Annotated in this window: 10 protein-coding genes and 1 pseudogene; 4 read left to right on the top strand and 7 right to left on the bottom strand. The window is 59.5% G+C overall.

The annotated features are described in order from the left end of the window. Nucleotides 1-89: 89 nt before the first annotated feature. The 7 genes from K1X41_RS09045 to dnaA all read right to left on the bottom strand — a co-directional run bounded on the left by K1X41_RS09045 (nucleotide 90) and on the right by dnaA (nucleotide 9,834). Nucleotides 90-497, bottom strand: coding sequence for a DUF3566 domain-containing protein (locus tag K1X41_RS09045; RefSeq protein ID WP_132205598.1), 408 nt, complete (start codon nucleotides 495-497; stop codon nucleotides 90-92). After that, complete coding sequence (gene gyrA, locus K1X41_RS09050; protein ID WP_132205849.1) at nucleotides 490-3,003, bottom strand: DNA gyrase subunit A; 2,514 nt, start codon at nucleotides 3,001-3,003, stop codon at nucleotides 490-492. The genes K1X41_RS09045 and gyrA overlap by 8 nt, the downstream gene beginning before the upstream one ends. A gap of 52 nt (nucleotides 3,004-3,055) precedes the next feature. After that, complete coding sequence (gene gyrB, locus K1X41_RS09055) at nucleotides 3,056-5,050, bottom strand: DNA topoisomerase (ATP-hydrolyzing) subunit B (protein ID WP_132205596.1); 1,995 nt, start codon at nucleotides 5,048-5,050, stop codon at nucleotides 3,056-3,058. Between the two features lie 178 nt (nucleotides 5,051-5,228). After that, entirely contained in the window at nucleotides 5,229-5,717 is a 489-nt protein-coding gene (locus tag K1X41_RS09060; protein WP_133616335.1) for a DciA family protein, read from the bottom strand. Continuing rightward, nucleotides 5,717-6,892: a DNA replication/repair protein RecF gene (recF, locus tag K1X41_RS09065; protein WP_220174427.1), complete on the bottom strand. Its 1,176-nt coding sequence runs from the start codon at nucleotides 6,890-6,892 to the stop codon at nucleotides 5,717-5,719. Before recF ends, K1X41_RS09060 begins: the two co-directional genes overlap by 1 nt. Nucleotides 6,893-6,903: 11 nt before the next feature. Continuing rightward, nucleotides 6,904-8,046 (bottom strand): DNA polymerase III subunit beta, encoded by a 1,143-nt coding sequence (dnaN, locus tag K1X41_RS09070; protein WP_132205590.1) that lies wholly within the window; start codon nucleotides 8,044-8,046, stop codon nucleotides 6,904-6,906. Between the two features lie 387 nt (nucleotides 8,047-8,433). Continuing rightward, a complete protein-coding gene (dnaA, locus tag K1X41_RS09075) occupies nucleotides 8,434-9,834 on the bottom strand; it encodes a chromosomal replication initiator protein DnaA (RefSeq protein WP_243642941.1) in 1,401 nt (466 codons plus the stop codon). Nucleotides 9,835-10,232: 398 nt separating this feature from the next. On the opposite strand from dnaA, the pseudogene rpmH reads away from it, so the two are divergent. The 4 genes and pseudogenes from rpmH to yidC form a co-directional block, all read left to right on the top strand. After that, a pseudogene (gene rpmH / locus K1X41_RS09080) lies at nucleotides 10,233-10,358 on the top strand (50S ribosomal protein L34); the annotation flags it as partial. Nucleotides 10,359-10,391: 33 nt separating this feature from the next. Continuing rightward, nucleotides 10,392-10,754 carry a ribonuclease P protein component gene (gene rnpA, locus K1X41_RS09085; protein ID WP_132205586.1) on the top strand — a complete coding sequence of 121 codons (363 nt, stop codon included), beginning with the start codon at nucleotides 10,392-10,394 and terminating at the stop codon, nucleotides 10,752-10,754. A 53-nt stretch (nucleotides 10,755-10,807) separates the two neighbouring features. Beyond that, entirely contained in the window at nucleotides 10,808-11,059 is a 252-nt protein-coding gene (gene yidD / locus K1X41_RS09090; protein WP_132205847.1) for a membrane protein insertion efficiency factor YidD, read from the top strand. A gap of 4 nt (nucleotides 11,060-11,063) precedes the next feature. Then, the gene (gene yidC, locus K1X41_RS09095) at nucleotides 11,064-12,011 is read left to right on the top strand and encodes a membrane protein insertase YidC (RefSeq protein ID WP_132205584.1); all 948 of its coding nucleotides are present in this window, start codon (nucleotides 11,064-11,066) and stop codon (nucleotides 12,009-12,011) included. Nucleotides 12,012-12,013: the final 2 nt, after the last annotated feature.

Genomic DNA, 12,013 nt, shown 5'->3' on the forward strand with positions numbered 1-12,013 from the left:
CGCGAGCGAGGCGTCCGGATACCAGAAAAGCACAGTTCCGCGGCGGCGTAGAGAACTCGCAGCCACTGAACTGTGCTTTTCCAAACGGATTAGTTGCTCGTGAAACCGAGCTGGAATCCGCCGAGCACGCGCACCAGAAGGTTGTACACGAGGGAACCAATGGCGCCGAGTGCGGTGCCAACGATGACATTCAGGATCCCGACAACGACCGAGAGTCCGAGGACCTGCGGGAAGCCAATGATCTTCATCAGGCTGTTGTCTTCACCGACGATGTCCATGAAGAGTTCGTCGACCTTCCCGAACACGCCGGTCTGCATCAGCACCGTGTAAATCAGGATCGTGGAGACGACCCCCACGATAGCGAGGCAGATCGATACCAGGAAAGAAAACTTCACGGAGGACCAGAAGTCGACGTACACCAGCTTCAGACGTACCTGCTTAGCTGGGGCCTTCTTGCGGGTCTTCTTTGCCAGCTTGTCGGCGACAGTATTACTCATTCAGGTTTTCCTCGTTTTCCGCGCTCTCGGCGCCCGGTGCTTCGGACTCAGCGTCGTCGAGCCCGCGTTCCGAATTTCGCGCGATGCCAATAATACGGTCCGCCTCTGGGAATCGTGCGAAGACGACGCCCATCGTGTTGCGCCCCTTAGCGGGGACCTCCGCGACACCCGATCGGACTACCTTACCGCTCGCGAGTACGACAAGCACTTCGTCGCCCTCATCAACAATCAGCGCACCAACCAGATCGCCGCGGCCTTCGTCGAGCTTGGCGACCTTGATGCCGTACCCACCGCGCTGCTGGACGCGGTACTCGTTCGCAGCGGTCCGTTTCGCGTATCCACCCTCGGTGACGACAAAGACGAAGCCGCCTTCGTCGCTGACCCGGGAGGCAGACAGCAGCGCATCGCCCTCGCGGAAGTTCATGCCGCGGACGCCACTCGTTGACCGCCCCATTGGCCGAAGCGCCTGATCAGAAGCGGTAAATCGAACGGACATACCCTGCCGAGATACGAGCAGGACATCGTCTTCCGCGTCCGCAATCAACGCAGAAACAAGTTCGTCGCCCTCGCGAAGCTTGATCGCGATGATGCCTCCGGTACGATTCGTGTCGTACTCCCCCAGGGCAGTCTTCTTCACGAGTCCGTCACGTGTCGCAAGCAGCAAGTAGCCACTCTCGAAATCCCGTACATCGAGGATCTGGGTGACAGATTCGTCCGGGGCGAGTGCGAGCAGATTGGCGAGGTGTTGCCCCTTTGAATCGCGGCCTCCCTCGGGAATCTCATATGTCTTCGCACGATACACACGGCCGGTGTTCGTGAAGAACAAGAGCCAGTGGTGAGTTGTAGTGACAAAGAAGTGCTCAACGATGTCGTCTGCGCGCAGCTGCGCACCCTTGACACCTTTGCCGCCACGGTGCTGCGAACGATAGTTGTCGATACGCGTGCGCTTGACGTACCCGCCGCGCGTCACCGTGACCACCATCTCCTCTTCCGGGATGAGGTCTTCCATCGACATATCGCCGTCATAGCCGTGCAGAATTGTGGTGCGCCGCTCGTCACCGAACTTCTCGACGAGCTCGGTGAGCTCGGTCGTCACGATTCCCCGCTGCTGTGCGGGCGACGCGAGAATCGCCTCGTATTCGGCGATCTGCTGCTCAAGCTTTGCGGCGAGATCAAGAATCTTCTGCCGTTCCATCGCCGCGAGCCGGCGCAGCTGCAGTCCAAGGATGGCGTCTGCCTGGATCTGGTCGACAGCGAGGAGCTGCATGAGTCCCTCGCGTGCTTCGTCGACCGTCGGAGAACGCCGGATCAGGGCGATCACTTCGTCAAGCGCGTCGAGCGCTTTGAGGTACCCACGCTGGATGTGAGCCTCGGCTTCCGCCTTACGCAGACGGAACTCCGTACGGCGCACAATCACTTCGATCTGGTGCTTTGCCCACGCAGTAATGAAGCCGTCGAGCGGGAGCGTACGCGGTACGCCGTCAACGATCGCAAGCATGTTCGCGCCGAAATTTTCCTGCAGCTGCGTGTGCTTGTAGAGGTTGTTCAGCACCACCTTCGCGATGGCATCACGCTTGAGCACCACAACGAGACGCTGGCCGGTACGCCCACTGGTCTCGTCGCGGATGTCGGCGATGCCCTGCACCTTTTGATCTTTCACGAGATCCGCGATCTTAACCGCGAGGTTATCCGGGTTGACCTGGTAGGGCAGCTCGGTGACAACCAGGCACGTGCGGCCCTGGATTTCCTCGATGTTGACCACAGCGCGCATCGTGACAGAGCCACGGCCAGTGCGGTACGCGTCCTTGATTCCCTTTGTCCCGAGAATCTGCGCGCCCGTCGGAAAGTCGGGCCCCTTCACCCGTTCCATGAGTGCGTCGAGCAGTTCCTCACGATGTGCCTCCGGGTGCTCCAAATGCCAGATCGCGGCTTCGGATACCTCGCGCAAATTGTGCGGTGGGATGTTCGTTGCCATACCAACGGCGATACCAACAGAGCCGTTGACGAGCAGGTTGGGGAACCGGCTGGTCAGGACCGTGGGTTCCTGGGTGCGTCCGTCATAGTTGTCCTGAAAATTGACGGTGTCTTCGTCAATGTCTCGGACCATTTCCATGGCGAGCGGGGACATCTTGGTCTCGGTGTATCGGTGTGCGGCCGCGCCGTCGTTTCCGGGCGAACCGAAGTTTCCTTGGCCGAGCGCCAGCGGGTAGCGCAGTGACCAGGGCTGGACGAGTCGCACGAGCGAGTCATACACCGCAGTATCGCCGTGGGGGTGGAATTGGCCCATGACGTCACCAATGACACGGGTGCACTTGGAAAACGCCTTGTCTGGGCGGTAGCCACCGTCATACATTGTGTAAATCACACGACGGTGCACCGGCTTGAGACCGTCGCGAACGTCAGGAAGCGCACGCCCGACAATGACGCTCATGGCGTAGTCGAGGTACGACCGCTGCATTTCGAGTTGCAGGTCGACCTGATCGATCCGTCCGTGCACCGCCGTCATGGGCGCTCCGGTTTCCGGATCCGTGTCGTTGTCGAGTTCTGGGGTCTGATTCTCAGATGTCAAGGAAGCGCACGTCCTTCGCGTTCTGCTGAATAAAGTTCCGGCGCGCCTCAACGTCTTCGCCCATCAGGGTGGCGAAGGTCTCATCGGCCATCGCCGCGTCCTCCATGGTGACCTGCAACAGTGTGCGGGACTCCGGGTTCATCGTGGTATCCCACAATTCTTCGTGGTTCATCTCTCCGAGGCCCTTGTAGCGCTGCACGCCACTCTCCTTCATGAGGCGACGGCCAGCGGCTGCGCCTGCCTCGAGTTGGGAGTCTCGTTCGTCATCGCTGTACACGTATTCGTGCTCAGCATTCACCCACTTGATGCGATAGAGCGGCGGCTGTGCCAGGTATACGTAGCCCAAATCAATAAGCGGGCGCATATAGCGAAACAGCAGCGTGAGCAGCAGCGTGGTGATGTGCTGGCCGTCGACATCGGCGTCAGCCATGAGCACGATCTTGTGGTAGCGAACCTTGTCCGGGTCGAAGTCTTCACCGATGCCGGCACCAAATGCCGTAATCATGGCCTGGACCTCAGCATTGTTCAGCGCGCGATCAAGACGTGCTTTCTCTACGTTCAGGATCTTGCCACGAAGTGGCAAGATGGCCTGCGTATGCGGGTTACGTCCCGTCTTGGCTGAGCCGCCGGCCGAGTCGCCCTCCACGATAAAGATCTCTGATACCGAAGGATCTTTACTGGTGCAGTCCGAGAGCTTGCCAGGCATGCCTCCGGACTCGAGGAGTCCCTTACGCCGGGCAGTCTCGCGAGCCTTGCGGGCAGCGAGACGAGCGGTCGCGGCCTGAATCGCTTTCCGAATGATGTCCTTGGCCGGACCGGGGTTTCGCTCAAACCAGTCGCCGAGCTGATCGCCTACAACTTTCTGCACGAAGGCTTTCGCTTCGGTGTTGCCCAGTTTGGTCTTGGTCTGGCCCTCAAACTGCGGCTCTCCCAGTTTTACTGAGACCACCGCGGTAAGCCCCTCACGCACGTCATCGCCTGAAAGGTTCTCGTCCTTTTCACGAATGATGTTCTTTTCGCGCGCATAGCGGTTCACCAGCGTCGTGAGGGCAGCGCGGAAGCCCTCTTCGTGGGTGCCCCCCTCGTGGGTGTTGATCGTGTTTGCGTACGTGTGGACACTTTCCGTGTATGAAGTCGTCCACTGCATGGCGACTTCCACCGCGATTTTGCGCTCAGTGTCTTCAGACTCGAAGCCGATGATTTCTTCGTTGACGATGTCAGCGCGCTTCGCGGCGTTCAAATATTCAACGTAGTCGGCGATGCCCTTCTCGTAGAGGAAGGAATCATGTTTGGGGGCGGGAACGACAAGCTCGCCGTCAGCGTTCTCCACCGGCTCCTGCGGGCGCAGATCTGTAAGGTTGATCCGCAGATTCTTGTTCAAGAACGCCATCTGCTGAAAACGCGTGCGGAGGGTTTGGTAGTCAAACTCGACGGTTTCGAAGATGTCGGGGCTTGGCCAGAACGTAATAATGGTGCCGGTCTCATCGCTGGGCTCTCCCGGCGCGAGCGGCGCGTCCGGAACGCTGCCAGTAAAACTCATGTTCCACGTGAAACCTTGGCGAAGCACCGAGACTTCGAATCGCGAGGAGAGCGCGTTAACGACAGATGATCCGACGCCATGTAGGCCGCCGGAAACCGCGTAGCCACCGCCGCCAAACTTGCCGCCGGCGTGCAGCACTGTCAGCACGACCTCAACTGTCGAGCGCCCCTCGGTGGGATGCATGTCCACAGGAATGCCGCGCCCATTGTCGATGACGCGCACACCCCCATCTTCGAGGATCGTGACATCGATGGTGTCGCAGTACCCCGCGAGCGCTTCATCGACAGAGTTGTCTACGATCTCGTAGACCAGGTGGTGCAGGCCTCGCGGCCCGGTTGACCCGATATACATGCCGGGACGCTTGCGTACCGCCTCGAGACCCTCAAGCACCTGGATTGCTCCGGCGCCATATTCTTCCGCTGAGGCGGCCTGTTCTGAACTCATGCCTTGAATGATCCTTTTCTGGGCGTCTCAGAGCGCTTTTTCACCCCGGATACTTCCGCACACCAGTCTATCAAGAATGTAGCCTTCGACGGGGGTTTGGGGCCGTTTGGCGGCACATTCACGCCGGGGATCGTTCCCTCTCCCCCGTAGTGACAGCCCTGAAGCCTAAATCAGCAGCCTATCCGTACGTATCTCGTGGTCCACGCCCGGGAACTGTCCGAGGACCGTGCCGCCAACTCGGCGCACCCGGTGCGAGAAATCGAACGTCACGAATCTCGGCATCGGGATACTCCCGCAGCAATCGCGTCAACATCTCCGCGCGCAATCGCCGCAGTTCGGTGGCCCAGGTGGTCGAGTCGCATTGGATCTGAAGCACACCGTGACTGATCCCGATCACTGTGGTGTGCTCGGCCGTGGCCTCCCCAGCGAACTCTGACCATTCGCCGATGATTCGCGCCTGCTCAAGCTCGCTACTCCATCCCATCTCACCAGCCATCGTTGCCAGAACATCAGCGAGTGCTCGTGGGTCACGGCCAACGCCAAAGGCCTCACCACCCGGTCCATCAGAGCCGACACGGCGACGACGACGAATCGGGGTACCTTTCCACACCGCCTTCGCGCGAAGATACGCTTCGCTCGCAAATCCCAGCTCCTTCGGAGGCTCCATCACAGGGCCGCTTTCAGGATTTCGCCGGCCTCGATGCGCACACGATGCCAAGATAGTTCGTCAGGAACGTCTCCCTCAACGGCCGCGGTGACGATGACCTGCTCAAAATCACGAACTGCATCCATAAGTCGAGCCCTGCGCCGACCATCCAACTCCGCGAACACGTCGTCGAGGATAATCACCGGATCACCGGCGGGAGACTCATCGCGGAGCAGCGATGCGAGAGCGAGTTTGAGGGAGAGGGCAAATGACCACGACTCCCCGTGGCTCGCGTATCCCTTTACGGGCAAATCGTTGAGCGTGAGAATCAGGTCGTCTCGGTGAGGTCCGACAAGGGTGACGCCACGCTCCAGTTCGCGATGGCGCACCACGTCGAGCGCCGCGCGCAGCTCAGACGCCAGTGTTTCACGTGAAACCTCCGCGTCCAACGCCGCGTGGGTCACTGAGCCTGTTTCACGTGAAACACTGCGCGGCTGGAGCGCGTCAGTGGCAGATTCGGCGAGTGACAATAGGGGCTTGTGGTCCTGCTCGACGAGTGCACGGTAACTCGCTTGAAGGGGCAGCAGGAGGTCTCGAATGAGCTCGCGCCGTGCGAGCATAATCTGCGAGCCGAACTCAATGAGCTGATCATCCCAAACTTCCAGGGCAGCGCCGAGCGCACCTCCCCTCCCTCGCTGAGATTTGAGGAGCGCGGTCCGCTGGCGTACGACGCGATCGTAGTCCGACAGGGCACCCGCAGCGACGGGATGGCGGGCGACGAGCGCCTCATCCAGGAATCGGCGCCGAACAGATGGCTCTCCACGAACGATACTGAGGTCTTCCGGCACAAAAGCGACCGCCGAAAACCATCGAGTCACCTCGCGTGGGCGAACGTTGTTTCTATTGACCTGTGCCCGGTTCGCTCGGTCGCGGTTGATTTGCAGTTCGAGCAGCACCTCCCGCTCATCGGCGACCACACGCATGCGTGCAATTGCAGACTCACTTCCAGCGCGGACGAGTGGTGCGTCCCCCGTCACGCGATGCGAGCGAAGCGAAGCGAAATAGGCGATGGCCTCAACCAGATTAGTTTTCCCCTGGCCGTTCCGCCCGATCAACAGGTTCGGCCCCGCCGCGAGTGTCAACTCGGCAGTGCGGTAATTCCGGTAGTCGCCGAGTGACAGATGCGCGACCCGCACCGCAGTCCCCCTTAGCGCAACAGCAGGTTAGGCTGCAGCAGATACTTGAAGCTTTCTTCGTCCACTTCGTCTTTGCTGCGCTGGCTCGTGATCAGCACCGGACCCGGCTTCCCAGGGTTGTCCGTGCGCGTAAACGCAATGCGAGCAAATTCCGAATGAGTGGAACGTAGCCCATCGAGCAGGAACTGCGGCTTCAGCGAGACAACCATTTCGTCCCCGACAAGGTGGGCATCCACTGTTTCAACGGCTTGCGCGGACTCGGTGCCAGCAGCCTCAAGCGTCACCGTTCCCTCAGCAAAGGAGAAACGAAGTGCTGCTTCGCGCTCCAGCACCAGTCCAACACGACCCACAGCTTCCACGAGTTCCGCCGTGTTGACGACTGCGTAATTGTCGACGCTCTCGGGGAACAAGCGCCCCACCGGCGGATAGTTTCCCTTGATCAGCAGGGAAGTAACGGTCTTCGACCCACCCGTAAAGGCTACGAGCTCACGCTCGCCATCCTTGATGATCGCAACCTTGACTTGGCCGTCGCCGGAGAATGTCTTCCCTACTTCAGTCACGATCTTTGACGGCACCAATGCGGTCAAATCGCCCTGTGATCCGGCATTTTCCCAGTCGATACCGCGAGTTGCAACGCGGTATCGATCGGTTGCAGTCAGGGTGAGTGAGTTCTCGCTGATCTCAAACTGCACACCCGTGATAACCGGAGTGACGTCGTCTTTTGAAGCTGCCAGGGAGACCTGAGCGATAGCGTCGGAGAACACGTCGGCGGGAACAGCACCAGTCACGTCCTCGACCCGGGGCACCTGCGGATATTCTTCTACTGGCATTGCAGGGAGGCTAAACGATGCCGAGCCACATCGCACCTCTACACGACTCTCCAGCAAGGAAACCTCGACATCGGAGTGCGGGAGCCGCTGCGCGATCTCGCTGAGGAGACGACCCGAGACCAGTGCGCGACCAGCTTCAGTCACCTCCGCAAGAACGCTCGTGCGCGCTGACACCTCATAGTCAAAAGACGACACGGTGAGCAGTTCACCCTCGGCTTCGATGAGAGCGCCACTCAGCAAGGGCTGTGTTGGACGCTGTGGCAAGAGCTTCACCGCAAATGACACTGCCTCACTGAACACGTCACGGTTAACGGTGAATCGCATGTGGCTTCTCCTCCCGCCCCGCTAGCGTGGCAATTTCGATGGTTTGACAATCTTTGCACACTCGGCGAGGTGTGTGATCCGAGGATTGTCGGTTCTCGTGGTTTCCGCCGATTCCGATCGCGTGATCGAGTTCCCGTTTCAGAAGTGAGAGATTGTTAACAGTGTTAACAGCTGTGGAAACTGTGGATAACTCGGTGGATATCAATGTTTCGTAGAGAACTACAGCTGTGTGAGTTGTTGGTGGCCTTGGGATAGACCGACTCCCTTGGAATGACAGGGAACTTGTGAGAGTCGATGCCACTCACAGGCGAGGGCGATTCCTCCACAGACACGCCCGAGTTCTCCCCAGATATCCACATATTCACCCCAGCCTGTGGATAACTCCTGTTAGCGGGAGCCCTGTTTGATGCGCGTCGTCAGTTCGGTGACCTGGTTATAGATCGATCGACGTTCAGCAATGAGCTGGGAAATCTTCTTGTGCGCGTACATCACCGTGGTGTGGTCGCGCCCGCCGAACAGCTGTCCGATCTTGGGGAGTGACAGTGGGGTCAGCTCGCGGCAGAGGTACATAGCAATCTGCCGTGCTGTTGCAATTTGTTGTGCGCGCGTCGGACCATAGAGATCATCCACAGAGAGATCGAAGTACTCGGCAGTCTTGCTGATGATGTCCGAGGGCTGCACTTCATTGTCGGCGTCGAGTGTGATGAGGTCCTTGAGCACTGTGTGGACAAGGTTCATGTCGATGCGTTGCTGATTCAGGCTTGCGTATGCCGTCACGCGGATCAACGTGCCCTCGAGCTCGCGGATATTCGATGAGAACTTACTTGCAATGAACTCGAGGATGTTGTGGTCGATTTCAAGGTTCTCGCGTTGCGCCTTCTTGCGGAGGATCGCAATTCGAGTCTCAAGGTCGGGAGCCTGAATATCAGTCAGCAAGCCCCATTCGAATCGGGACAGCATGCGCTCTTCAAATCCACGCAACTGCTTCGGCTGCACGTCACTGGTGATCACGACCTGCTTGTTGTGGTCGTGGAGCGTGTTGAACGTGTGGAAGAACGCCTCTTGAGTCTCCACTTTGTCGGCCAGGAACTGGATGTCGTCAACCAGCAAAATGTCGACACTGCGGTACCTGGCGTGGAAGCCCGCGCCCTGATTGTTCGCAATCGAGTTGATGAAGTCGTTGGTGAAATCCTCGGAGCTGACATAGCGCACGCGAACATCGGGAAAGAGCTCACGGGCGTAGTGGCCGATTGCGTGCAACAAGTGCGTCTTGCCCAACCCTGAATCACCGTAGATGAACAGCGGGTTGTAGGCACGGGCTGGTGCCTCTGCCACCGCAACGGCCGCGGCGTGGGCGAAGCGGTTTGACTGGCCGATCACAAAACTATCGAACCGGTACTTCTCATTGAGTCGGCTATCGCCCGGGTCGTCTCCTCCGTGACGGCCACGCGGTTCATCCACGGGCCGCGTGGGCTCGGAACGTGCGATGAAGTGCCCATCATCGAAACTGTTGCCGGGGGACGGCGGTGACGATGGAGCTTCCTGCACCGGCTCTGGATCGAGGGAGGGGTGCGCATCCTCATCGACGATCACAACGAAATTCTGGATCTCCTGTGCCTCGGGGATCGCAGCGATCGCGTTCATGATGGCCGGGCGCAACCGGCTCTCGAGCAGCTTGAGCGTGAACTCTAGCTGCACAGCGAGGTAGAGCGTCCCAGCCGCAATTCCGCGGGGAAGCGCCAACGCCAATTGGGCGCCTACCGCGGGTCCGACCGCCGGATCCTGCATCACGGCCTGTGTGACGCGGTCCCACACCTCTTGTACTTCGTCCTCAGTCACGCAATTACCCAGCTCAATAGTGGTGGTGGTTGGCCAATGTTATACCCAGCCTTATCCACAGATCAGGAACGAAAAATTCCGGGAATTCCGGGGATTATCGGTGGCGTGAGTGCATCTGCAGCAACGTTAGTCACAGATTTGTCCACAGGCAAGTCCCGGAGAGATTCGGGCCAAGTTTCAGGCCGAGAAGATCGCTTGCTGAGAGAGATCTCACGACTCTTTTGACGCAGCGCCAGATAGGGCGTAGAGTGAACTCCTTGTATGGGCGGAATATTGCCCTGCCCAGATATGACTTCCTCGATGCCACCGAGCTTCGGGGATCACTTCCATAAGTCACGGAGTCTTCTATGAGCAAGCGCACTTTCCAGCCAAACAACCGCCGTCGCGCCAAGGTGCACGGCTTCCGCGCCCGCATGCGTACCCGCGCGGGCCGCGCGATCGTTGCCGCACGCCGCGGCAAGGGCCGCTCAAGCTCACCGCGTAATACCCGCAGTCCCGGGATTCATATGCCTGCCCTACGGCACCGCGTTACCCGGGGGGATGATTACCGCCGGGTCGTGAGATCCGGATACCGCGTGGGTGGTGCACACTGCATCACCCACGCGGTTTTGCGTGCGCCCGGAGAACCAGCTCGCTTCGGTTTCATCGTGTCCAAGGCAGTGGGAAACGCCGTGCACCGCAATCTCGTGCGGCGCCGGTTGAAGACGATCGCGGAGCGGCGCATTGCCGCCGGTCTTGGGGGCGTCGACATCGTGTTCCGGGCACTCCCCGCGATCCGGGATACTCGCTTCGCGGACCTGGAGGCTGAGATTGGCCGGGCATTGGACCGCGTGGAACGAACGCTGCAACCAGTCGCGGGTGTCCGGTGAAACGGGTACTCCTTGAAATCTGGTGGCTGCCCCGGAATCTCGCGATTGGGATCATGCGGGGATACCGGAAGCTCATCTCCCCGCTCTATGGGCAGGTGTGCAGGTATTATCCATCGTGTTCCCGATACGCTTTGGAGGCGTATCAACTACGCGGCTTCGTTGTCGGGACGGCGCTCACGGCCTGGCGATTGCTCCGGTGCAATCCCTTCACGCCGGGTGGGATCGACGATGTTCCAACCCGAATGCAACAGAACTTTGTGATTAACTCGCGCGGCTTTGTCCGCCCCATCGAGCGAAAGGCCTAACGCGGTGGATTTCTTCGAGACCATACTCTGGCCGTTGCGCTGGCTCGTCGAGCTAGTGCTGGCGGTTTGGCACCAGGCACTGACCTGGCTCGGGATGGAGCCCGCTTCAGGCCTCACCTGGGTGCTGTCCATCATCGGCCTCGTGATCGTGGTGCGCTCAGCGCTCATTCCGGTGACGGTGCGGCAGATCAAGTCGCAGCGACGCATGATGGATCTCGCGCCCGAGATGAAGAAGGTTCAGGACAAGTACAAGGGCAAGAAGGATCAGTTCTCGCGCGAGGCGATGAGCCGCGAGACGATGGCTCTGTACAAGCGCCATGGGACCAACCCCTTCTCCTCATGCCTTCCGATCTTGATCCAGATGCCAGTGTTCTTCTCACTGTTCTACGTGCTGCGTCACGCATCTGAGAACAAGACGGGTATTGGCTTCATGACGAAGCCACTGACGCAGAGCTTCAATGAGGCAAGCATCTTCGGTGCTCCGCTGAAGATGAACTTCACCCAGGGCTGGGAAAGCGGCAACTGGACCGTCGTGATCCTCCTCGGCGTCATCGTGATTCTCATGATCGCCTCGCAGTTCTTTACGCAGCTCCAGATCATGTCGAAGAACGTCTCTGACGAGACGAAGAACTCCCCGATGTACCGCCAGCAGCGCATCCTGCTCTACATCATCCCCTTCGCTTTCCTCTTCTCGGGCGTGACCTTCCCGCTCGCGCTGAACGTCTACTGGTTTACGTCTAATATCTGGACGATGGGGCAGCAGTTCATCGTGATTCGCAACATGCCGACCCCCGGCAGTGACGCCTGGCGTGCACGCCAGGCCCGCCTGAAGGCCAAGGGGAAGCTGACCGACGATGAGGTCCGCGCACTCGATGCACAGACCCCAACCAAGACTGAGGGCCAGCGCAATCAGCCGATTGGCAAGAAGCGCGCGAAGAAGAAGGGCAAGTGATC

Origin of the sequence: Leucobacter luti, from assembly GCF_019464495.1 — a bacterium.
GTDB lineage: Bacteria > Actinomycetota > Actinomycetes > Actinomycetales > Microbacteriaceae > Leucobacter > Leucobacter luti_A.